21 protein-coding genes are annotated in these 22,082 nt (G+C 71.7%); 9 read left to right on the top strand and 12 right to left on the bottom strand.

Going from position 1 to position 22,082, the window contains the following annotated elements:
• Positions 1–19 precede the first annotated feature (19 nt).
• Together ACMXGY_RS00905 and ACMXGY_RS00900 are read left to right on the top strand one after the other, a co-directional pair.
• The gene (locus ACMXGY_RS00905; RefSeq protein ID WP_483775010.1) at positions 20–661 is read left to right on the top strand and encodes a GntR family transcriptional regulator; all 642 of its coding nucleotides are present in this window, start codon (positions 20–22) and stop codon (positions 659–661) included.
• Positions 662–1,012: 351 nt separating this feature from the next.
• A complete protein-coding gene (locus ACMXGY_RS00900) occupies positions 1,013–1,609 on the top strand; it encodes a VanZ family protein (protein WP_483775009.1) in 597 nt (198 codons plus the stop codon).
• A gap of 124 nt (positions 1,610–1,733) precedes the next feature.
• Here ACMXGY_RS00900 and ACMXGY_RS00895 read toward each other — a convergent pair whose 3' ends face one another.
• The 10 genes from ACMXGY_RS00895 to ACMXGY_RS00850 form a co-directional block, all read right to left on the bottom strand.
• A complete protein-coding gene (locus ACMXGY_RS00895; protein ID WP_483775008.1) occupies positions 1,734–2,363 on the bottom strand; it encodes a sortase family protein in 630 nt (209 codons plus the stop codon).
• A complete protein-coding gene (locus ACMXGY_RS00890) occupies positions 2,360–3,097 on the bottom strand; it encodes a hypothetical protein (protein ID WP_483775007.1) in 738 nt (245 codons plus the stop codon). The genes ACMXGY_RS00895 and ACMXGY_RS00890 overlap by 4 nt, the downstream gene beginning before the upstream one ends.
• Positions 3,094–3,693, bottom strand: coding sequence for a signal peptidase I (locus ACMXGY_RS00885; RefSeq protein WP_483775006.1), 600 nt, complete (start codon positions 3,691–3,693; stop codon positions 3,094–3,096). Before ACMXGY_RS00885 ends, ACMXGY_RS00890 begins: the two co-directional genes overlap by 4 nt.
• The gene (locus ACMXGY_RS00880; protein WP_483775005.1) at positions 3,693–4,889 is read right to left on the bottom strand and encodes a hypothetical protein; all 1,197 of its coding nucleotides are present in this window, start codon (positions 4,887–4,889) and stop codon (positions 3,693–3,695) included. Before ACMXGY_RS00880 ends, ACMXGY_RS00885 begins: the two co-directional genes overlap by 1 nt.
• Positions 4,890–4,964: 75 nt before the next feature.
• Complete coding sequence (locus tag ACMXGY_RS00875; RefSeq protein WP_483775004.1) at positions 4,965–5,534, bottom strand: alternate-type signal peptide domain-containing protein; 570 nt, start codon at positions 5,532–5,534, stop codon at positions 4,965–4,967.
• A 235-nt stretch (positions 5,535–5,769) separates the two neighbouring features.
• A complete protein-coding gene (locus tag ACMXGY_RS00870) occupies positions 5,770–6,897 on the bottom strand; it encodes a sensor histidine kinase (protein ID WP_483775003.1) in 1,128 nt (375 codons plus the stop codon).
• Between the two features lie 41 nt (positions 6,898–6,938).
• On the bottom strand, positions 6,939–7,592 hold the full coding sequence (locus tag ACMXGY_RS00865; RefSeq protein ID WP_483775002.1) for a response regulator transcription factor: 654 nt from the start codon (positions 7,590–7,592) through the stop codon (positions 6,939–6,941).
• Positions 7,593–7,602: 10 nt separating this feature from the next.
• Positions 7,603–8,841, bottom strand: coding sequence for an arginine deiminase (locus ACMXGY_RS00860; protein ID WP_483775001.1), 1,239 nt, complete (start codon positions 8,839–8,841; stop codon positions 7,603–7,605).
• Positions 8,842–8,871: 30 nt separating this feature from the next.
• Positions 8,872–10,320, bottom strand: coding sequence for a basic amino acid/polyamine antiporter (locus ACMXGY_RS00855; protein ID WP_483775000.1), 1,449 nt, complete (start codon positions 10,318–10,320; stop codon positions 8,872–8,874).
• Between the two features lie 337 nt (positions 10,321–10,657).
• Positions 10,658–11,716: a PDDEXK nuclease domain-containing protein gene (locus ACMXGY_RS00850; protein ID WP_483774999.1), complete on the bottom strand. Its 1,059-nt coding sequence runs from the start codon at positions 11,714–11,716 to the stop codon at positions 10,658–10,660.
• Positions 11,717–11,882: 166 nt separating this feature from the next.
• Between ACMXGY_RS00850 and ACMXGY_RS00845 the strand changes: the two genes are divergently transcribed.
• Positions 11,883–12,398 (top strand): hypothetical protein, encoded by a 516-nt coding sequence (locus ACMXGY_RS00845; protein ID WP_483774998.1) that lies wholly within the window; start codon positions 11,883–11,885, stop codon positions 12,396–12,398.
• A 584-nt stretch (positions 12,399–12,982) separates the two neighbouring features.
• On the opposite strand, the gene ACMXGY_RS00840 is transcribed toward ACMXGY_RS00845, so the two are convergent.
• Positions 12,983–14,542, bottom strand: a complete 1,560-nt coding sequence (locus ACMXGY_RS00840; RefSeq protein ID WP_483774997.1) for a SulP family inorganic anion transporter — start codon at positions 14,540–14,542, stop codon at positions 12,983–12,985.
• A gap of 178 nt (positions 14,543–14,720) precedes the next feature.
• Here ACMXGY_RS00840 and ACMXGY_RS00835 point away from each other — a divergent pair, with 178 nt between their 5' ends.
• From ACMXGY_RS00835 to ACMXGY_RS00815, 5 genes are all read left to right on the top strand, one after another.
• Positions 14,721–15,416 carry a hypothetical protein gene (locus ACMXGY_RS00835; protein ID WP_483774996.1) on the top strand — a complete coding sequence of 232 codons (696 nt, stop codon included), beginning with the start codon at positions 14,721–14,723 and terminating at the stop codon, positions 15,414–15,416.
• Positions 15,417–15,481: 65 nt separating this feature from the next.
• Complete coding sequence (locus tag ACMXGY_RS00830; protein ID WP_483774995.1) at positions 15,482–17,485, top strand: sensor histidine kinase; 2,004 nt, start codon at positions 15,482–15,484, stop codon at positions 17,483–17,485.
• Complete coding sequence (locus ACMXGY_RS00825; RefSeq protein ID WP_483774994.1) at positions 17,482–18,225, top strand: response regulator; 744 nt, start codon at positions 17,482–17,484, stop codon at positions 18,223–18,225. Before ACMXGY_RS00830 ends, ACMXGY_RS00825 begins: the two co-directional genes overlap by 4 nt.
• 58 nt (positions 18,226–18,283) lie before the next feature.
• Positions 18,284–19,678: a TrkH family potassium uptake protein gene (locus ACMXGY_RS00820; protein ID WP_483776757.1), complete on the top strand. Its 1,395-nt coding sequence runs from the start codon at positions 18,284–18,286 to the stop codon at positions 19,676–19,678.
• A 103-nt stretch (positions 19,679–19,781) separates the two neighbouring features.
• The gene (locus ACMXGY_RS00815) at positions 19,782–21,059 is read left to right on the top strand and encodes a metal-dependent hydrolase family protein (RefSeq protein ID WP_483774993.1); all 1,278 of its coding nucleotides are present in this window, start codon (positions 19,782–19,784) and stop codon (positions 21,057–21,059) included.
• Between the two features lie 35 nt (positions 21,060–21,094).
• Here ACMXGY_RS00815 and ACMXGY_RS00810 read toward each other — a convergent pair whose 3' ends face one another.
• Entirely contained in the window at positions 21,095–21,472 is a 378-nt protein-coding gene (locus ACMXGY_RS00810) for a VOC family protein (RefSeq protein ID WP_483774992.1), read from the bottom strand.
• Between the two features lie 166 nt (positions 21,473–21,638).
• On the opposite strand from ACMXGY_RS00810, the gene ACMXGY_RS00805 reads away from it, so the two are divergent.
• Positions 21,639–22,070: an arsenate reductase ArsC gene (locus ACMXGY_RS00805; protein ID WP_483774991.1), complete on the top strand. Its 432-nt coding sequence runs from the start codon at positions 21,639–21,641 to the stop codon at positions 22,068–22,070.
• Positions 22,071–22,082 lie beyond the last annotated feature (12 nt).

Below are 22,082 nucleotides of genomic sequence, written 5' to 3'. Positions count from 1 at the left end.
GTGATAGGGGATCGTCGCCGTGCCCGCCCTGCCCGCAACACCGCCCGAGTCGCGGCGCGACTGGGTGCTGCGCCACCTGCGCGAGCGCATCGCCTCCGGCGACCTCGCCGCAGGGGACCGTCTCGTCGAGCGCGACCTCTCCGCCGCCTACGGCATCAGCCGCGGCCCCGTCCGCGAGGCCATCATGGTCCTCGAGCAGGAGGGCCTGGTGGTCGCCCACCCGTACCGCGGCGCAGTCGTCGTCGACATCTCCCAGGAGGAGATCGCCCAGATCCTGGTCCCGGTCCGCACGGTCATCGAGAAGGTCGCGTTCCGGTCCGCCGCGATCGCGCAGGACGACGAGCTGCTGGACGCCCTGCAGCTGAACGTGTCAGCCATGGAGCAGGCCGTGGACCCGCTCGACGCCCGCAGGCTCGCCGATCTCGACCTCGCCTTCCATGAGTCGGTGATCGCCGCGGCGAGCCACACGCAATCCCTGCAGATCTGGCGCCTCATCCAGCCGCGGGTCCGGGTCTACTTCGTCCGCGACGCACCGCATCACGATGACCCGCAGACGGTGGTCGAGCAGCACCGCCACCTGCTCGCCGCACTACGGTCCGGTGACCCCGAGCGAGCCGAACGCGCGATCGAGGCCCACATCTCCGTCTACCTGCATCCCTGACCAATCCGACAACCACGCTCGGGCGGCATTGGCCACGCGATACGACGGGCTGTGTTCCGGACGGGGGCGCCGGCACAGCGGGCGCGGTGAGGATCCTCGTGACGAGGCAGGCGTTGCTGCGCACATGCGCACGCCACGTACCCATCGAGCTCGCTGCTGAAGGCAGGCCCACCAGTCTGGCCGCTCTGGCTCTCTACGCCCTGCTCGCCGCCACGAGCAACGTCCTGGTCGAGAAGGCACACCAGGTCCGACCACGGATGGATGCCCCGGCCGCGGACTCCTGGCACTGTGGCGTGGCGTCGCCGGCGGCAGCTGGCGACGAACGAGCGTCGAAGAAAGAGCAGGCCGTCCGTGTTCCACCAAGTCCCTGTGCTCCCGGTCGTCATCCCGGTCGCCACCGCGGTACTCGCGCTGATGCTGTGGTCCCTGCGCCGCAATCGGCGGCTCACCGCACTGCGCGGGGCGGTCGCCGTCGTGCTGTGCGTCTACGTCGCCGGCGTTCTGGCCAACACGGTCTTCCCGATCTACACGGACAAGCCCACCGGAACCGCGCCGTGGAGCAACTACCTCGCCCTGGTGCCGTTCACGGACTACGAGGTCGCGGACGCGGCCATGAACATGCTGGTGTTCGCCCCGGTCGGAGTGCTCGTTCCGCTGCTCGTCGCCCGAGCCGGGTGGGGGACCGTCGTGGTGGTCTCCGCCGTCGTGAGCCTGGCGATCGAGGTCACGCAGTACGCGACGGCTCACCTGCTCGGGGGTGGGCACATCGCCGACGTGAACGACATCCTGTCCAACGTCGCCGGTGGGGTGGTCGGCTTCGCCGTCTTCGCCGTGCTGGTGCGAGTGCCGCCCGTCAGCGCCGTCGTGGACCGGTTCCGCTGGCGCGGGGCCGACCCGGCGATGCCGCCGAGCCCTAGCCTGGAAATGGGTCAAGAGGGGTTTAGGTGACATAAGGTACCTTATCGGCGCAGCGTTTGCGCTAGTCAGAGGTGTTTTCTGGTCTGGACCGACGCCGCTTTCCCCACCGACGTGTACTCCCGATCGCCAAGCAATACTGACGGCCCGCTCTGCGCTACACGCGGACCGCATGCACGACCAGGTTCTCCTCCGCCGGGCCGGTGTGGCCGAGGCGCTGCAGGCAGGTGATGATCACCAGGCGCTGGTCGCCCTCTGGTTGGGGGCCCCAGATATCCGCCGACCGTGCGGCGTCGGCCTTGGTCAGGACCTCGGTCCGGACGACCGAGTACGCGGTGCCGTCGACCCACAGCTCGTGTCCAGGGCTCAGGGTCACGGCCGGGTCGGAGACTCCGGACTGGAAGAAGGCGTTGCCCGGCGCTCTGCCGTCCCGCACCGCGTGCACGGCAACGATCTCAGGCCGCGATGTGCTACCCGCAGTGCGGTCGGGGTCACGGATGACGAACGCGTCGGTGAGGGTGGGTGGGTTCAGCACGCCGTCGGAGACCGACATCTCGAGCAGCGGGACGTCGAGCTCCAGGCTCGGCACCTGGAACCGTCCGCCGGTGGCGCGCGGGTCCGCGCCCGCAAGGTCCGGTGCCTGGTCGAGGACGACCGGGCGGCCGTCGAGGTCCGTCAGGACGGCGTCAGTGGAGCCGTCCTGCCACGCGAGCGACATGAGTCCCGCCGCTCCCCCGAGCGCCGCCACGATGACGGCGCTCAGGGCGCGACGGACCCACGCTCTCACGACTCCTCGTCCCGCAGGCGTCGGCGGACCGCCGCAGCAAGAGCGGCGAGGACGCCCAACCCGGCTGCGAGGACGAGCCACGGGTCGTTGCCGAGCCCCGCCCCGCCGGTCGTGGAGACGTTGCCGTCCCACGCTCCTGGCTCGCCGCTCCCGGGTGCGCCGGCCCCGGGTGTCTCGGCGTCGGGGGCGTCCGGAGCGGGCGGCGGGGTCACCGGCCCGTCGGGCGTGTCACCCGACAGGACCAGCCGGATGTCGAAGCTGAACGACTGCTCGCCCACCACCCCGCGGTTGCCGCTGGTGCGTGTGGTGTCGAACGCGATGCTGACGGGTACCTCGACGGACTCGCCGGAGGCGAGCGGAACGGTCTTGAACGGTGTCTCTCGGTCGTCCGCGAGCCGGTTCGCGGAGCGCTCGTTGATCATCAGCTCGTCGTAGAACGCGTCAGCCGAGGACTGGTGCCGCTGTGCGTTCACGATCGAGGCTGTCAGCGTCCCTGGCATCTCGCCGTCGTTGGTCACTACGAGCGTGTGCGACTGCTCGTGGCCCGGCACCACGACCACCTTGCCGAACAGGGAGCCGTCCACCGTCGTCGTGTCGCCGACCTCGGCCTCCCAGATCAGGACCGGTTGGTCAGCAGCTCCGTCGACGTTCGGTGCGGCAGCGGCTGTGGGGGCGCCCACGGCGGCGAGTGCGAGGCCGAGCGCTGTGGCGATCGTGAGTCGTCGAGCGGTCATGTCCGCTCCTCCTTGTCTTTCGTGTTGTCCTTGCGGAAGGCGAGCAGGACGGTCGCCACGCCGTATCCCAACAGTCCGGTGCCGGCGACGGCGGACACCTGCGGGCCCAGGCCCGCACCGGTGACATGGCCGATCCGCGGCACCGAGTACACGACCCGGCCCATGACCTGGTCGGCGGCGATCTGGTCGTCCGGCGCACCGTTCGCGTCGCCCTGGGTGGTGAACCCGGTGACGCCGCCGCCCGATTCGACCGTCAGCCCGATGACCCGATGGGTGATGAGAGTCGGGTCGTCCGAGACCGGTTGGAACGTGATGACGTCACCGACACGGATGTCGTCGGCCGGCGCGGGCCTGACGACCACCAGGTCGCCGGGCGCCAGCTCCGGCTCCATCGAGCCGGTGAGGACCGTGAGCGGGACGGCACCCATCGCCCGGGGGATCACGGTGACGACGGCCGCCAGGGCGACCAGGCCGATCACCAGGGCGGTGAGCGCTCCGGAGGCGACAGTCGACCAGAACCCGCGCCCGCGCAGACGCGGCTCGCCTGCCATGGTCGGCACCGTGGCCTCAGCCGTGTGCGGCTCCAGCGTGGTCATCAGCCCACCTCCCGAGCCGCCCGCTCGGCCGCCTCGCGGGCCGCCTCCGCCTCGACCGCCCGTCGGGCGACCTCGGCCTCGGCTGCCCGCAGGGCAACCTCCGCGTCCGCTGCCGCTCGAGCTGCCTCGTCGGCCGCGTTCCGCGCAGCCTCGAGGTCCGCCTCTGCACCGGCCGCCTCGGCCTCGGCGAGGCGACGCGCAGCCTCGTCGGCTGCCGTGTGGGCGTCGGCGGCCTCCTCGGCACGTCGTGCCGCCTCGGCCTCCGCCGCCTTCAGGTCGGCCTCGGCCTCCGCGGCGAGTCCAGCAGCCTGCTCGGCGGCTTCCTGAGCGGCCGCGCGCTTGGCGGCCTCGCGTTCCGCCTGCTCGCGCTCGGCCTGCCCCGGATCCGCTGCCGACTCGTCGGTCGACTGGTCCGAGTCCGACTCGGCCTCTGGCTGGACCTCGGACTCGAGCTCGGTCTGAGGGTCTCCCGACTCCGCCTCGGGCGCCGTGTCTCCCGGCTCTACGGGCAGCGCCGTGTCCGAGCCGTCGGCCGGGGACTCGCTCGATCCCGGCACGGCCTCGCGGTCGTCGTCCGGCTCCGGTCCAGCGCCCGCGACCCCAGCGAGGTCTGGCTCGAGGGCAGCGGAACCAGGGTCGGCGACCGGTGCCGATTGGGCGAGGCGAACGGACCAGGGGATCTGGAACGTCGACGATGCCAACGGCACGTCGTTGCGGTCGAGCAACGTCACCGTGAGGCTGACGGTTTGCTCCTTCTTCGAGTTCTTGAGCAGCAGGAGGTCGATGCCGGACTCGAGCAGATCCTTCGTGACCGGGATGCGTACGGTCTTTAGGTCCACCACCTTGTCGTCGAGCCACACCCACGTGTGCCCGGGGACGTCCAGCTCGAATGCGAGATAGCCGTCGACCGCAACTGGCCCGAGTAGCCGGAAGTTCACGGTGGAGTACGCGTTGGCGTTCGACGGCCAGCTGGTTGGCTTGCCGCCGGGATGGGTCTCCGAGAGCGCCCAGCCCTCGAGGACGACGACCTCGCCGGGAAGCTCTCCCTCGTCTCCAGCCGTGACGGCCGGGAAAGGGAAGGTGAGGGCGTCACGCCAGAGGGCGGACGTCGATCCCACTCCGCCCACCAACGGGGCTCCTGCGAGGACTGCGACGACGGCAGCTGCCGTCAGCGCCTGGGGTCGCGTGCGGGTCATATCGTCTCCTCGAGTTGCGCCGACCCCGGCTCGCCGGAGCGGCCGGGGATCGGCGAAGGGATCTGCAGTGGCACGTCAGGGGAAGGTCGGCGCGATCTGCTGGAGGGTGATCGTCATGTCGTCAGGCGCCCAGGTGTTGCCGGCGACGTCGGAGCCACGGTCGTCCGCGGCGTAGCCGTCCTGGTTCTTCAGGCTCACGGTTACCGTGAGGTTGCCCTCCGCGTTGCCTTCGAGCGTGTCGTTGAACGTCGCTGTCGGCCCCTCGGCCTTGTTCTCACCGAACGCCCACTGGATGTCGAGCCAGCTCGCGACGTCCGTGGGGTCAGCCTCGCCCTCGACGGCCGCGACATTGAGCTCGGCCTGGAGAAGGTCACCCTTCAGCGCCACGTCGATCGGCACCGACCCACGGAGCTCGACGCCCGGAACAAGCGTCGCTCCCGCGGGGGGCACGATTGCCGTGCCCTCGCCCTCGAGCGGACGCAGCTCCCACTGGACATCCGTCGCCGTGAGCTCGAACGTGCCGCCGGTGACGTGGGCGCCGCCGATGGTCTCGCTGTCGGTCCACAGCGCGAACGTGCCGGCCGTGCCGAGGAGCAGTGCGCCGCCGGCGACGCCGGCGACGAGGCCCTTCGTCTTCTTCTGCATGGTGGTCTTCCTCCGTGTCGTCGTGTCCGCGAGGTCCGCGGCCGGACGGCGTCTGCCCCGCCCTGAGCCCCTGTTTTCGGGCTCGTGAAGAGCCTGCCGGGCGCGGGCGTGCCGTTCGGGGCGAGGCTGGGGGAAGCACGGAGGCGGCTGCGTGGTAGCACGCAGACGTCGTCGCGGTACGGCGCTGGGCTAGGCGCCGCGGGCCGACGAGGCGCGGTGACCGGCGCTGGTCCGGTCAGTCCGTCGAGGTGGCCGCGTCCCGGTCGAACGGGAGCGTGAAGTGCAGTCGTCCGCCGCCGTCGGGGTTCCTGGTGAGCTGAAGGACGCCGCCCCGGGACTCGATGCGGGAGCGGTGCCGCTCCAGGCCGCTGAAGGGAGGGATCGGGTCGGGCGGCCCGGACCCGTCGTCGTCGACCGTGACCTCATAGACCCACGCACCCGGTTCCGCGCCGGGGTGGGCCTCCGCGTGCAGACGGACGGAGCGTGCGCCGCCGTGCTTGAGCGCGTTCGTCACGGCCTCCTCAACCGTGTAGACGACGACGAGCCTCTCCGTCACGGGCAGGAGCGCCTGGCCCTCGGCCAGGAGCGACCGATAGCGGGGGCCGAGCTCGATTGACGTGGCGATCGCCGTGGGCAGCCGCCGCAGCATGAGCTGGATCGCCTCGACGGTCCCGACGTCCAGGCCCGCGGGAAAGACCGCCTGGCTGAGCGAGCGGACCTCGTTCTCACGAATCTCCTCGAGGGTCTCCGCCCATCTGCGCACGTCCGCGGCGTCCGTCTCCTTGCCGCCGGCGGCGAGGTCCGCGGCGAGCTGGTCGAGGCCCGCGGTGACGGTGACGAGGCGGTACTGCATCGTGCCGTGGAGCTCGTCGGACACCATCCGGCGGATCCGCATCTCCTCCGCCTGCAGCTCGTCCACCGCGCGAGCCGCCCGCGCCTGCTCTGCCTCACGGCGCTGCGCCTCGGTGCGGGCGCGCTCGATCAGGTCCGCAGCGAACAGCGCCATACCGACGGCCACGGTGCCCGCAGCGATGCCCACCGCGAGCTCGACACCGGCGAAGAGATCGCCCGACGGCGTCGTGCTGATCGCCAGCAGCCCCAGGACGCGAGGCACCGCGAAGACGGCGGAGACGCCGGCGACGAGGAGGACGCGGCCGAACCAGGGCCGCCTCCACGGGCGCAGCGCGAAGACGCCGCCGATGACCAGGAGCCCGAAGACGACGTTCACGGAGGTGAGCACCAGCCCCTCCGACACGATGCTCAGGTAGCCGCGACCCTGTGTGGCGGCGGCCAACCCGGCCCAGCCCAGCCACTGGGAGAGGTCGAGGATGGCGAACAGTGCCACGTTGGTCAGCGCGAGCACGAGGGCGACCCGTGTGCGGACGGGGAGTGGGCCGGCCGGCCTCACGCCCGCCATGAGCGGCCCGTCTGATCGAGGAAGGCCAGCACCGCGGCGACGCGTCGGTTGTGACCCTCGCCGCTGATGCCCAGCCGCTGGTAGATCGCCTGGAGATGGCTCTCTACGGACCGCTCGCTGATACCGAGGCGCTCGGCGACACCCTGGTTGGACCATCCTTCCGCGACCAGGCGCAGGACCTTGAACTGCGCGGCGGTCAGCTCGGCGACCGCCGTCCCTGCCCGCGGCGAGGAGCGCTGGACGAGGTAGGGGTCGAGCACGATCTGGCCCTGTGCGGTGGCGACGACGGCGCGCACCAGCACGTCGCGTGTGAAGCTCGACCGCTTGGACAGGTAACTCCAGGGTCGGGTCGTCTGATCCTGCACCGTGGAGAACAGTCCCATGACGTCCTCGCTCGACAGCAGCATGATCGTCAGGTCCGGGTCTGCGCGCTGCAGCTGGAGCCCGAGCGAGACACCGTTGCCGTCCGGGAGGTTGACGTCGAGCACCGCCACGTCACTGGTTCCCGGGGTGATCACGAGCCGCGCCTCCTGCGCCCCGGGCACCGAGTGCACGACGTGGATCCCCTCCTGTGCCGCCAACGTCGCCTCGAGCATCCCCCGCATCAGGGCTTCGTCCTCGACGATGCTCACGCGTGTCATGGGACCTGGGTCAGAGCTCGACCGGGTCACGGGAGATCGGGCAGGTCATGCAGTGGCCCCCGCCGCGGCCGCGGCCGAGCTCGGCACCGACGATCGTGATCACCTCGACGCCGGCCTTGCGCAGCAGGGTGTTGGTGTGGGTGTTGCGGTCGTAGGCGAAGACGACACCGGGTTCGACGGCAACGACGTTGTTGCCGCTGTCCCACTGCTGTCGTTCGCCGGCGTACCAGCCTCCGCCCGGCTCGACCGTCCGCAGCAGCTTCAGCCCCAGGGCGTCGGCGACGACGTCGACGAACGACGCGCTCTCCTCGGTGACCTCGACGCCTCGGTCGTCGGCCGGGCGCAGCGAGAACGTGTGGATGCCGTCGACGATGTCCGGGTAGAGGGTGACCAGGTCGCGGTCGGCGAACGTGAACACGGTGTCGAGGTGCATGGCGGCGCGGAGCTTGGGCATGCCGGCGACGACGACGCGGGAGGCCGCACCGGCGTCGAACAGGTTGGCCGCGAGCTGGGTGATGGCCTGGCGCGACGTGCGTTCGCTCATGCCGACGAGCACGGCGCCGTTGCCGATGGGCATGACGTCGCCGCCCTCGAGCGTGGCCTGCCCCCAGGACCGTTCGGGGTCGCCCCACCAGACGGTGTTGCCCGTGAAGTCCGGGTGGAACTCGTAGATCGCCTTCATGAGCAGCGTCTCGTCGTGCCGGGCGGGCCAGTACAGCGGATTGAGCGTGACACCGCCGTAGATCCAGCAGGTCGTGTCGCGGGTGTAGATCGTGTTCGGCAACGGGGGCATGAGGTACTCGTTGACACCCGTCGACTCGCGGGCCAGGGCGACGTATCCCGAGCGGAAGTCGTCGGGGAGGTCGCGTGTGGACAGGCCGCCGACGAGGTACTCGGTCAGCGTCGCGTCGTCGAGGGACTCGAGGAACGAGCGGGTGTCGTCGAGCAGTCCGAGGCCGACCTCGTTCGCGACGATCTTGCGGTCCAGGAGCCACTCCTTCGCGCCGGGGACGGCGAGGGTCTGGGTGAGCACGTCGTGCAGCTCGACGACGTCGACGCCGCGGTCGGCCAGCTTGAGCACGAAGTCGTGGTGGTCGCGCTTAGCGTTCTGCACCCACAGGACGTCGTCGAACAGCAAGGCGTCGTTGTTGCTCGGGGTGAGTCGCTCGTGTCCCAGGCCGGGCCGGCAGACCAAAACCTTGTTGAGCTTCCCGACCTCGGAGTGGACGCCGTACGTCACCTGCGGCATGAGTGTCTCCCTACGGACGAGGTGGAGCGGTCAGATCTGGACTGCGCCGGTCGCCAGGAGCACGATGCCGACGACGGCGAAGACTGCGACCACGACGAAGGTCACCAGGCCTGGCGTGGTGAACAGACGTGCTCGCTGCTCGCGGCGTGCCGCGATATACAGCAGCGTGGCCGGGGCGAGCAGGAGGCACGCGAGGAACAGGAACACGTAGCCGGCCGCCCAGAGCAGGAACAGCGTGTAGAGGGTGGAGACGGCCGCGACCACCAGCTCACGGTTCCGCGTGCGCGGGGCGACGGCGTCGTAGCCGTCGCGGCGCAGGGCGATCTTCAGGGCGTACGCGCTGGCCAGGGCGAACGGGGCCAGGGCGAGCGCCGCGGTGAGGTCGAGCGTGAAGTCCAGGGCGTCGTCCACGAACTGCACCGCGAACAGGATCGCGGTGACCATGATCGAGGTCCACATGACGGCGTTCTGCGGGACGCCCCGGTCGTTCTTTCGGGCGAGCGCGCTCGGCAGGTCCTTGTCGCTAGCAGCCGCGTACACGACGTCGGCGGCCAGGAGCTGCCACGCCAGGTAGGCGCCGAGCACCGAGACGATCAGGCCGACCCGGATCATCGTGCCGCCCCACGGCCCCACGGCCTCCTCCAGCACGCCGCCGACCGACGGCTGCGGAAGCCCGGCGATCTCCGCCTTGGGCAAGATCCCGTAGGAGAGGATCGAGATGCTCGCGAACAGGGCCAGCACCGACAAGAAGCCGAGAACCGTGGCTCGCCCGACGTCCTTGCGCTGCTTCGCGTACCGGGAGTAGACGCTCGCACCCTCGATGCCCAGGAACACGAAGACGGTGACGAGCATCGTGCCCTGCACCTGGAGGAACAACGAGTCTCCGCCCGGCACGTCGTACCCGCCCGTCACGTTGCCCGTGAAGACGTCCCAGTCGAAGAAGAAGATCACCAGCACCAGGAACAGCGCGAGCGGCACCAGCTTGGCGACCGTGACGACGGCGTTGATCGCCGCCGCCTCCTTCACCCCACGGCGGATGAGGAGGTAGAAGCCCCACACCGCGGCGGCCGAGACTGCGAACGCCAGCCACGTGTCCCCCTCGCCGAGCACGGGCGCCAGATCGGGGAACAACTGCGACAGGGTGGTCATGATGAGCACCCAGTAGAACGCGTTGCCCGCGCACGCCGACGCCCAGAACCCCACGGCCGAGAGGAAACCGGGGTACACACCGAACCCCTCGCGCGCGTACACGTACACGCCGTTGTCGAGCGCGGGCTTGCGGATGGCGAGCGTCTGGAACACGAAGGCGAGGGTGAGCATGCCGAGACCGGCGATCGACCAGGCGATGACCGCCCCGAGAACACCGGTCTGGGCCGCGAACCGGGCCGGAAGCTGGAACACCCCCGCCCCGACCATCGAACCGACGACCATCGCGGTCAGCGCGGGAAGGGTGAGCTTGGTGACTCGAGACTCTTCCACGGTGGATGCCACAGGTCCCCCAGATGTCGCGGCCCACAGTCGGTGCATTCCGCCACGTCTGACGCATGTCGCCATACTGTGTGACCAGGCGTACCACAAGCGGATGCGAAGCGCAGGACAAGCAGTCCCATAGCGGGACCGACCGGCAGGATTTGCTCTACTTCCCCGGAGCCTTCCTTGGAAGCGTTGCGCCCACCCGAGGCTGCCCCGGCACCTCGGCCAGATTGGGTGAACTGAGCGAAAATCTGGACCGCGTCGAGGGCGTGAGCACTGGTCGCGTCATCACCTGGAGAACCCCGAAGAAGTCACCGTCGTCCTCGGAAGGGGGTTCTGGGCCTCAGGCGCGGTGGTCGAGCTCGTCCTCGATGACGGCCTTGAGCTCGGCAGCGCTCGGTAGCACGCCGCGGGCATCCTCGGGAAGCCCCTGGTAGTCCGCCACGGCGATGGGCACCCGGGTCCCGGCCAGCGCGTACCGCACCGTCGGGCCGGTCTTGCCCGTGCACAGCAGGATCCCGATCGTCGGGGCGTGGATCTCGGGCCGACGGAGCTGGTCGTCGACGATCGCGACGTACGTCCCGAGCTGGCCGACGTGGGCGGGCTCGAACTGACCGATCTTGAGCTCGACCACGACGTAGCGCAGCTGCTCGACGTGGAAGAACAGCAGGTCGACGTAGAACTCGTCCACCCGGTCGCTCGCGTCGTCCGGCACGGTCAGGCGGACCTGGCGACCGACGAACGCCATGCCGCGCCCGAGCTCGAGCATCGTGTCCTGCAGCCGGTCCATCAGCGCCTGCTCGACGTCCCGTTCGGCCAAACGTTCGACCATCGCCAGGTGCTCGAACACGTACGGGTCCTTCACCAGCTGCTGCGCCAGCTCGGAGTCCGGCGCCTCGAGCGCGGCAGTGAAGTTCGTCGGCGCCGCCCCGACGGCACGGCGCAGGTCGGCCTTGATCTGGTGCTCGAGCACCGCCCGGGACCAGCCGTACTCGGCGGCACTCGCGGCGTACCAGTCCCGCTCCTGCCGCGTCTCGAGCCGGTCGAGCAGCACCGTCACGTGCCGCCACGGCAATCGTCCACCAACGTGGTGGACGAACTCCTCCTCCGTCGGCCACGCCTCCGCCGCCCGCCGCATGTACAGCAGGTTCGACCGCGACCAGCCGCGCTGGTCGGGAAACTCCCGCTGCAGGTCTGCCGCCAGCGACGTGACGACCTTGCTGCCCCACCCCGCCGCACGCTGCCGGTCAAGGATGTCGCGCCCGACCGACCAGTACAACCGCAGCACCTCGGTGTTGGCCGCCCGCGCCGCGCGAAACCGCGTCGCACGCACCCGCGCCTTCAGCTCAGCCAGGAACTCGGCGTACCCCGCGGGCTCAAGTGCACTCTCCGGCGATGCCATGCGCGCCATCCTGCCTCATCTCTCGCGGCGACCACGCCCCGCAGGCGTGACCATCGTCGCGCGGACGTCGCGGTCTCCGCGCCGCGGTCGGCGTGGTAGTCAACATGTTTCACAAGGACAACCGGGTGCTCGTCGGCGACAAGTTCACCATCCTGATGAGGTGACCATGACGAACAAGAGCGGATCCCTGATCCAGCTCGCCGACTACGCGATGATCGCCATCGACTCCCCAGAAAACCCAGAGCCGGGCGAGGAGCCGATCCTCTTCCCCAACGGGCTGATCTGGGTCAGTCCCTCGGGAGGAGCCCTGATCGCCACGGGCTGCTACACGGGACCCGTCCACGTCGCCTGGACCACCGGGCACCGGCCCGCGGCCGCCCGGATCGACGAGTGGGAGGACGTGGTCCAGGTGCGGTTGCGCCCGCACCACGGAGAACTCGTCATCCGCGGCTTCATGGAGTCCGGCAACGATGGAAACTCCCCCAACCTCGCGCTCGCGCCAGAGGCACCACACATGCTCCGCTGCTCCTCACGCGGCCGGGGTCGTGACGTAGGAGCCGCCACCGAAACTGCCACCGAGGAGTTCCTCATCCAGGTGTGGCTGGCAATCCCTGACGACGACGACGCGGTACTCAGGCTCTCGAGTGCCTATGGAGCCGAGCTCGCCTCCAGTTCGCGGTAGCCGACCGCCCCCGGCCGTCCCCGGCGAGCGAAGGGGCGGGCGCGTGGACACCGTGCTCCACGTACCGGGGCTACAGGGGTCTCCACTGGTGCACGAGGAGAGCCGAGCGAGGTGCTCGGATAGCGCCCAAGGTGCCGTAACAGCGGTTATCGGCGCATAAACGGGTGCGAGTTTGCATCTGATGCACGATTCCTCACCGGCGAGACGATCCCACCCTCACCGGCTGAGCCGCCCTACGGCGCCAGGTCATCGCCATCGCACTGGAGGTCGGACGGCTCCTGTAGGCCTCGCTCCTCGCCCAGCCTACGGATGTCGAGACTTGACGCCCGGGCGGCCCACCAGCCGGTGAGTGCGGCCAAGACAATGATGACCGCGAACATCGCGAGCCACCCGCTGCTGTCGCCGCCACCGTCCATGCGCCCGACCGTGCCGCGCGCCAATGACTCAGGAGACACAAGCCCCGGCGTGCGAGCTCGCACCCTCCGAACACGCACGCCTACCAGTCCCGCACCGGACTAGGCCTCTCGTCCTGCGCGGATCCTCGGCCCCCCTGCGCCCGCCGCCGTCGAGCACCACGGGGGCCCTCAGTGACCCGCGCCGAGCCTGCCTGCGAGGCGGTCGAGGCGCTCGGTCGTGTCGGGGTTGGCGCCGACGATGGTGAGGGTCTTGCCCTTGGCCTCGTACTTCGTGCGGATCGCGTCGAGCGTGGCGACCGTGGAGGCGTCCCAGACGTGCGCCTTCGACACGTCGATGACGACGTCCTGCGGGTCGCCCGCGTAGTCGAACTGGTAGACGAGGTCGTTGGAGGACGCGAAGAACAGCTCGCCCTCGACGGCGTAGACACGCCCGCCCGCGCTCTCGGCGCCTCCCGCGTGGGAGGGGTCGAGCCGGGTCACGGTGGTGAGGTGCGCGACACGGCGGGCGAACAGGACCGTGGCGACCAGCACGCCCACGACGACGCCGTACGCGAGGTTGTGGGTCGCCACCGTGACCGCGACGGTCGAGAGCATGACCGCCGTCTCGGACTTCGGCATGAGGCGCAGCGTGCTCGGCCGCACGGAGTGCCAGTCGAACGTGCCGACCGAGACCATGACCATCACGGCGACGAGCGCGGCCATGGGGATGATGGCGACGACGTCGCCGAGCCCCACGACGAGGATCAGCAGGAAGACGCCGGCGAGGAACGTCGAGATCCGGGTGCGAGCCCCCGAGACCTTTACGTTGATCATGGTCTGGCCGATCATCGCGCACCCGCCCATCCCGCCGAAGAAGCCGGTGACGATGTTCGCGGCGCCCTGGCCCCAGGCCTCGCGCGTCTTGTTCGAGTGGGTGTCGGTGACGTCGTCGACGAGCTTGGCGGTGAGCAGCGACTCGAGGATCCCGACCAGGGCCATCGCGAGCGCGTAGGGCGCGACGACCTGCAGCGTCTCGAGGGTCAGCGGCACGTCGGGGAGCAGCAGGGTCGGCAGCGAGTCCGGGAGCTCGCCCTGGTCACCCACCGTCGGCACGTGGATCGCCGCGAGGACGGTCGCCGCGGTGAGCAGCACGATCGCGACGAGGGGCGCGGGCACGACCGTCGTCCAGCGCGGGAGCAGCACCATGATCGCGATGCCGACGGCGACCATCGGGTAGACCATCCACGGCACGCCCTGCAGGTGCGGGAGCTGGGAGAGGAAGACGAGGATCGCGAGCGCGTTGACGAAGCCGACCATCACGGAGCGCGGGACGAACCGCATGAGCTTCGCCACCCCGAGCAGGCCGAGGACGACCTGGATGACTCCCGCGAGGATCACGGTCGCGACGAGATGGTCGATGCCGTGCTCGCGCGCGACCGGCGCGATCACGAGGGCGACGGCGCCCGTCGCCGCGGAGATCATGGCGGGACGCCCGCCGAGGAACGCGATGGAGACCGCCATCGTGAACGACGCGAACAGGCCCAGGCGCGGGTCGACCCCCGCGATGATCGAGAACGCGATCGCCTCGGGGATGAGCGCGAGCGCGACCACGAGGCCGCCGAGGACCTCGATCTTCAGACGGCGCGGAGACCTCAGGGCTGCGAGCACGGAGTACGACTCGTCGGCCTCCGGTGCTCCCGTGGCGGGAGGCGCGGGGTGGCGCGGGACAGGGCGGGCGTCGTTCGGCACGCGGCGTTCTTTCGGTGGGTGATGGGCAGCGGACGATCCTACGCGAGCGCCCGGCAGGTCGGGACGCCTGCCCCTGGGGCTCGGGACGCGTCCCCCACCACGCTCCGGGAGTCGGCGCACTCCCGCGCCGCGACCCGGCCGCGGGACGACGGCGGCCACCGAACGGAAGGACCGTCCCATGCAGGACAGCTCGCTCACCGCCCCGTCACCCGTCGCGGACGACGCCGCTCGCCGGTCGCGCCGGGTCACACCCCGCGCCTGGGCCTGGACCGGCGTCGCCGCCGGTGCGCTCGGCCTCGTGTCGATGGAGTCCTCGATGCGCCTGGGCCAGAACTGGGAGGAGACCGCCGGCGACGCCGAGGCGATCGTCGCGGACCTCGCCGGGCGCACAGGGACGATGGTCGTCTTCCACACCGCCACGATCGTGTGCGCGCTCCTCGTCCTCGTGTTCGCCGCGGGCCTCAAGCGGCGCCTCGACGCCCAGGCGCCGGCCGGGTCGCTCCTGCCGACGGTGGCCGGCTGGGGACTCGTCCTGGTGTCGGTCGCCGGGCTCCTCGGCTCCGGGCTCGACACGCAGTTCATGTTCGGGTTCGCGGAGCCCGACCTCATCGTCCCGGAGTCGGGCGCGTTCTACTCCGACTGGGTCGCGACCATCCCGTGGCTCTGGGTCGGCGCGGGGGTCTCGGGCGTCGCTCTCGGTGTCGCCGCGCTGCGGCACGCGGCCGCGCCGCGGTGGATCGGCGTCGTCGGGATCGTGCTCGGCGGGCTCGCGCTCCTCACCGGCGTCTCCCCGCTGCAGTACATGGCCGGGTTCGTCGGGCCCGTCTGGCTGCTCGTCACCGCGCTCGGCTTCGCGCTCGGGGACCGGCGCTGAGCGCACCGGGTGATCTCGCGGCCGGACCCTGGTCGCCACGCGGACCGCGGCCCTACCGTGGCCCCGTGATCGATCCCGGGCCCGGCCGCGCCGGGATGCCCCGCACCGGCTGGACGATCGGCGTCCTCGCCTGGGTGCTCGGCGTGTCCGCGCTCGCCCTCCAGCTCACCTCGGGCGTGCCGCTGCTGCTCGGCGACCTGCTGTTCGTCGTCGTCGACGCGACCGTCGCGCTCGTCTACGGGACCGTCGCCGCGGTGATCCTCGTGCGCCGCCCGCACGTCGTCGGGTGGCTCGTCGCGCTCGCCGGGATCGGCGGCGGCGTCGCCGCGCTGGGCGGCGCGTGGCGGAGCTACGCCTCGACCCACCCCGGCCTGCCGCCGCTCGAACCGCTCGCGGACGCGTACGGCTGGGCGTGGGTGCCCGGCACGGTCGGGTTGTTCGTGCTCGTCCCGTGGTTCGTGCGGGGCGGCCGGCTCGGCGTCGGGGCGTGGTGCGGCGTCGCGGGTGGCGTCGCATCGATCGCCTTCTTCCTCCTCGCCCCGACGGACGACCCGCGGCCGGCGATCCTCGCCGTCGTCGTCATGGGGCTCGTCACCGCCGCCGCGACGACGTGGCGGTGGCGGCGCGGCCCGGTCGACGAGCGCCGCGGCCTGGGCCTGCTCGCGCTCGGGACCGCGCTCATGGCTCTGTCCTTCGTCCCGCTGCTCGGCACGTGGGCGACCACGGACGTGATCCTCGCGCTCCCCCTCACGCACCTCGCGTGCCAGGCCCTGTTCCCGGCCGCGATCCTCGTGTGCGTCCTGCGGAACCGGCTCTGGGGCATCGACCTCGTCCTCTCGCGCGCGACGGTCGCCGCGATGCTGGCCGTCGGGCTCGCGGTCGTGTACGCCGTGGTCGTCGTGCTCGCGACGACGATCGTGGACGGCCCGGCCGCCCAGGTCCTGGCCGCGGTCGGGGTCGCGCTGGCCGTGCAGCCGCTGCACGCGTGGCTGCGGCGCCGGGTGCGCACGCTCGTCTACGGCGAGGGCGACGACGCCGGGCGTGCCGCGCTGAGCGTCGGGCGTCACCTGTCCGCGGCGGCGACGGCCGACGACCTCGTCGCGAGCCTCGCCGTCGGGGTGCGCGAGGCGCTGCGCCTCGAGAGCGTGACGATCGAGCGCTCCGCGGCAGGTGCCGCCGTCCCGACGGCGCGCGCGGACGCCGCGGCACCACCCGTCTGGTGGGGACCGCCCGCACGCGGTGCGGAGCAGACGTGGTCGGTCCCCGTCGAGCACGGCGGCAGACTCCTCGGCCGCGTCCACGTCGTCGCGCGCGCCGGCGAGCGGCTCGACGCGCGCACGCGCGACGCGCTCGACCAGCTCCTGCCCGTCCTCGGCGCCGGCCTCGCGCTCGCCCGGGGCGCGCGCGAGCTCGAGGAGGCGCGCGACGCGACCACCCGTGCGCGCCTCGCCGAACGACGGGTGATCCGGCGTGAGCTGCACGACGGCGTCGGGCCCTGGCTGAACGGCCTGCGCTTCGGCCTGCAGGGCGCGCGCAACACGCTCGCGACCGACCCTGAGGCCGCCGCGGCGGTGCTCGACGCGCTCGGGGCCGAGGTCGCGCAGCGCGTCGAGGACGTGCGCGCGCTGTCGCGCAGCCTCCTGCCCCCGTCGCTCGACGAGCACGGCCTCGAGGTGGCGCTGGGCGAGCTCGCCGGCCGGCAGGCGCTCGGGGGGTTCGTCGTCGACGTGCGCTGCGACCCGTGCGACGGCCTCGACCTCCGGGTCGCCGCGGCCGCCTACGCGATCGCGAGCGAGAGCGTCGTGAACGCCGCGCGGCACTCCGGCGCCCAGGAGTGCCGCCTCACCGTCCGGGTCGAGGCCGGCGCCGTCGTCGTCACGTGCGAGGACGACGGCCTCGGCGTCGCGCCCGACGCTACCCACGGCGTCGGCTCGCGGTCCGTGCGCGAGCGCGCGCAGGAGCTCGGCGGGCGCGTGGAGGTCAGCGCGGTACGGGCCGACGACGGACGGCCGGGTACACGCGTGCGCGCGACGCTGCCGCTCGTCCCTCTCCGGGCGGTGGTGTCGTGAACGGCTACGAGCCACCTCCCTCCCCCGCCCTGTCCGGTCACCCTGGCGGGGTGCGGGTCGTCGTCGTCGACGACCACCCGGTGTTCCGGCTGGGGATGGTGGCGCTGCTCGGGTCGTTCGACGGGGTGGCAGTCGTCGGGCAGGCGGCGTCCGTCGCCGAGGCGCGGGCCGTGCTCGGGCTGACGCCGAGCGACGGCGAGACCGGCGCGCCCGGGGCGGGGGCCGACGTCGTGCTCATGGACCTCGACCTCGGCGACGGGTCGGGGATCGAGGTGACGCGCGAGCTCGTCCGCGTGGCCCCGGGCGCGCGCGTGCTCGTCGTGACGATGCACGAGGACGACGACGCCGTCGTCGCAGCGGTGCGGGCCGGGGCGCGGGGGTTCCTCGTGAAGTCCGCGAGCCCCGCCGAGGTCGAGCGGGCGGTGCGCGCCGTGGCCGACGGCGCCATGATCCTCTCCCCGAGCGTCGCCGACCGCGCGATGGCCTACGTCGTCGGCGGGCGGGCGGCGGCGCGCGTGCCGTTCCCCCAGCTCACCGACCGCGAGCGCGAGGTGCTCGACCTCGTGGCCGCCGGGCTCGACAACGCGTCCATCTCGCGCCGCCTCGTCCTGAGCCCCAAGACGGTCCGCAACCACGTGGCGAACGTGCTCGCCAAGCTCGCCGCGCGTGACCGCTCTGCGGCGATCGTCCTCGCGCGCGGCGAGGGGCTCGGCGGGGGACGAGCGACCGAGGGGGCGTAAGGGTTCCGTCAGGATCGCGATCCGGTGCGTCGGGGAGCGGTAGACCGGTCGGGTGTCCATGCTCCGGTCGCTGCCGCGACGTCTCGCGCCCGCGGCCTCCGGCGACGGCGGGGACCGCACGCTCCGGCGACGCCCCGGGCAGCTCGTGGCCCTCGGGTTCGCCGCCGCCATCGGGGTGGGGACGGTCCTCCTGCTGCTGCCGGTCTCGACCACGGGCCGGGTGGCGACGCCGCTCGAGGCCCTGTTCACCGCGACGTCGGCGGTGTGCGTGACAGGGCTGGCCGTCGTCGACACCTCGACCTTCTGGACGCCGTTCGGGCAGGCCGTGATCCTGGCGCTCATCCAGCTCGGCGGGTTCGGCGTCATGACGGTCGCGTCGCTGCTCGGCCTGCTGATCTCACGGCGCCTCGACCTCAACACCCGGATGGTCGCGCAGGCCTCCACGCGCAGCGTCCAGCTCGGCGACGTGCGCTCGGTCCTCGTGGGGGCGCTGCGCGTCACCGTCGTCGTCGAGCTCGCCGTCGCCGTCGCCGTCGGGGCCGCACTCCTGGTCCGCCACGACGCCGACCTCGGCGAGGCGGCGTGGGGCGGGCTGTTCCACGCGGTCTCCGCGTTCAACAACGCCGGGTTCGCCCTCTACCCCGACTCGCTGATCGGGTTCGTCGACGACCCCTGGGTCTGCATGCCGCTCAACGTCGCGGTGATCCTCGGCGGGATCGGGTTCCCGGTGATCTTCGAGCTCTACCGGCTCTACCGACACGGGCGCGCCAAGCCCTCGCGCTGGTCTTTGCACACGAAGCTCACGCTGCTCGCCACGGTGATCCTGCTCGGCGTCGGCACGGTGTTCTTCCTCGTCCTCGAGTGGGCGAACCCGCACACGCTCGGTCCCCTGTCCACGGGCGGGAAGCTGCTGGCCGCGTTCACGCAGTCGACGATGGCCCGCACCGCGGGGTTCAACTCCGTGGACACGTCGGCCATGAACGAGGGCACCTGGCTGGGGACCGACGTGCTCATGTTCATCGGCGGCGGCAGCGCCGGCACCGCAGGCGGGATCAAGGTCGTCACCTTCACCGTGCTCGCATTCGTCATCTGGTCCGAGCTGCGCGGCGACCCGGACGTGAACGCCTTCGACCGGCGGATCGCGCCGGCCACGCAGCGCCAGGCCGTCACGGTCGCCCTGCTCGGCATCGCCGCCGTGCTGGTGCCCACCCTCGTCATCACGGCCACCTCGCCCTACGACCTCAACCGGGTCCTCTTCGAGGTCACCTCCGCGTTCACCACCACGGGACTGTCCACCGGGATCACCGCCGACCTCGCGGGGCCGCACCAGCTCGTCCTCGTCGGCCTGATGTTCCTCGGGCGCCTCGGTCCCGTCACCCTGGGCACGGCGCTCGCGCTGCGCGGACGCCAACCCCTGTTCCGCCGGCCGGAGAGCGCGGCGATCATCGGCTGACGCGCGGCGCGCGCCGAGCCCGGGGCGTGACGGCGGGGTAGCGTCCGGGATGGCCGGACGGCGAGACCGGTCCCGGCACGGGGCGACGAGACCAGGAGCGGCGATGACCCAGGAAGAGCTGCACGTCACGGGGACGGACGTGTTCGACAGCGCCACCGGCACCGTGGACGGCCCGTTCGACGTGACGGTCCGCGACGGGGTGATCACCGCCGTCCGCCCCGCGGGCGCGGCCGACCTGCGCGGCGCGCGGGTCGACGGCCGGGGGAAGACGCTCCTCCCCGGGCTGATCGACGCGCACTGGCACACGGCGTTCACGACCGTGCCCGCCGTCGTCGCCGCGACGAGCGAGGTCGGCTACGTGTTCGCACGGGCGGTGGCGAGCGCGCGCGAGACGCTGCTCCGCGGGTTCACGACCGTGCGCGACGTCGGCGGGCCGTCGTTCGGCATCAAACGGGCCATCGACGACGGCACGATCCTCGGCCCGCGGATCCACCCGTCCGGAGCGTTCATCTCCCAGACCGGCGGTCACGGCGACTTCCGCGGGCTGCACGAGACCCCCCGGGGGGTGGCCGGCCAGCACAGCCACACCGAGCTCATCGGTGCGGCGGTGATCGCCGACGGCGAGGCGGAGGTCCTGCGCGGCGCGCGCGAGATCCTGCGCCGCGGCGCGACGCACCTCAAGGTGATGGCGGGCGGCGGCATCGCGTCGGACTTCGACCCCATCGACGCGAGCCAGTACACGGAGCGGGAGATCCGCGCGGCGGTCGAGGCCGCCGAGAACTGGGGCACGTACGTCACCGTGCACGCGTACACGCCTCACGCCGTGCGGACCGCCGTCGCGGCGGGGGCCCGGTGCATCGAGCACGGGAACCTCCTCGACGACGAGACCGCCGCCCTGCTCGCCGAGAAGGACGTGTGGTGGTGCCTGCAGCCGTTCCTCGACGACGAGGACGCGCCCACCCTCACCGGCGAGAACCGGGAGAAGTTCCTGCAGATGGTCGAGGGCACGGACCGCGCGTTCGAGCTAGCGACCAAGCACGGGGTCAAGATCGCGTTCGGCTCGGACATCCTCTTCGATGCGCGGCTCGCCGCCCGTCAGGGCGCGATCCTCGCCAAGCTCACGCGCTGGTTCGGCGCCGCCGAGGTGCTGCAGATCGCGACCGCGCGCAACGCCGAGCTCCTCACGCTCTCCGGCCCGAGGAACCCCTACCCCGGGCGCGTCGGGGTCGTCGCGGAGGGCGCGCTCGCAGACCTCGTGCTCGTCGACGGCAACCCCGTCGACGACATCTCCTTGGTCGCACGACCCGAGACGGCGTTCACCGCCGTCATCAAGGCGGGAGAGCTCGTCAAGGGCACGGTCGACACGGTCGCGCTCGCCTGAGCGCCGCGTGGGACGGCGGGCACGGCGTCCCGGCGTCAGGCGTCGTCGTCCTGGATCACGGAGAGCACGTTGCCCGCCGGGTCGGTGAACCACGCGATGAGCGGGCCGCCGCCCCGGAAGACGAAGTCCTCGTCGGTCTGGGTCGGCGTCCCCTCGTACCGTTCGAACGCGACGCCGCGCTCACGCAGGGCCGCGACGGTGCCGGGGACGTCCGCGACGGGGAAGTTGAGGACCGTGAAGCCTGCCGGTGCGTGCGCGTCGCCCTTGGGGTAGACGAGGACGCCGGAGTCACCGGGCACCCGGATCCACAGCAGGTCGTCGCCCTCGACGCGCAGCCCGAGCACGTCGCCGTAGAAGTGTCGGGCCGCCTCGACGTCGTCGACCGAGAACCCGCTGAACGCCTTGTCGAGCATGTCTCCTCCTGGGGTGCGCGGGCCGAGCGGTCCCGGCCCGTCCTCCCAGGGTCGACCGGCGCAGGCTCGCGCACTCATCGGCGGCAGGGAAATGGCGTCCTCGGCCGCAGCATATAGAAGTGTGTCAATATGACGCTGTGCCGCTGCGAGAACTCAGGAGACTCCCATGAGCGAGACCACGACCACCCGGCCCTCCGTCCTGTTCGTCTGCGTCCACAACGCCGGCCGCTCCCAGATGGCCGCCGGATACCTGCGTGCCCTGTCCGGTGGCGCCGTCGAGGTCCGCTCCGCCGGGTCGGCACCGGCCGACCAGATCAACCCCGTCGCCGTCGAGGCGATGCTCGAGGAGGGCGTCGACCTCCACGCCGAGCAGCCCAAGGTCCTGACCACCGAGGCCGTGCAGGCGTCCGACGTCGTCATCACCATGGGCTGCGGCGACGCGTGCCCGATCTTCCCCGGCAAGCGCTACGAGGACTGGGAGCTGGAGGACCCCGCCGGGCAGGGCATCGACTCCGTCCGCCCCATCCGCGACGAGATCCGCGCCCGCGTGCTCACCCTGCTCGACGAGCTCGGCGTCACGCCCGTCCGGACCGCCTGAACCACCGGGATG

The sequence above is a fragment of the Cellulosimicrobium sp. G4 BAM 1002 genome (genome assembly GCF_057126935.1).
The sequence above is the reverse complement of the archived record's forward strand: the minus strand, read 5'-3'. Positions and strand labels throughout refer to the sequence as shown.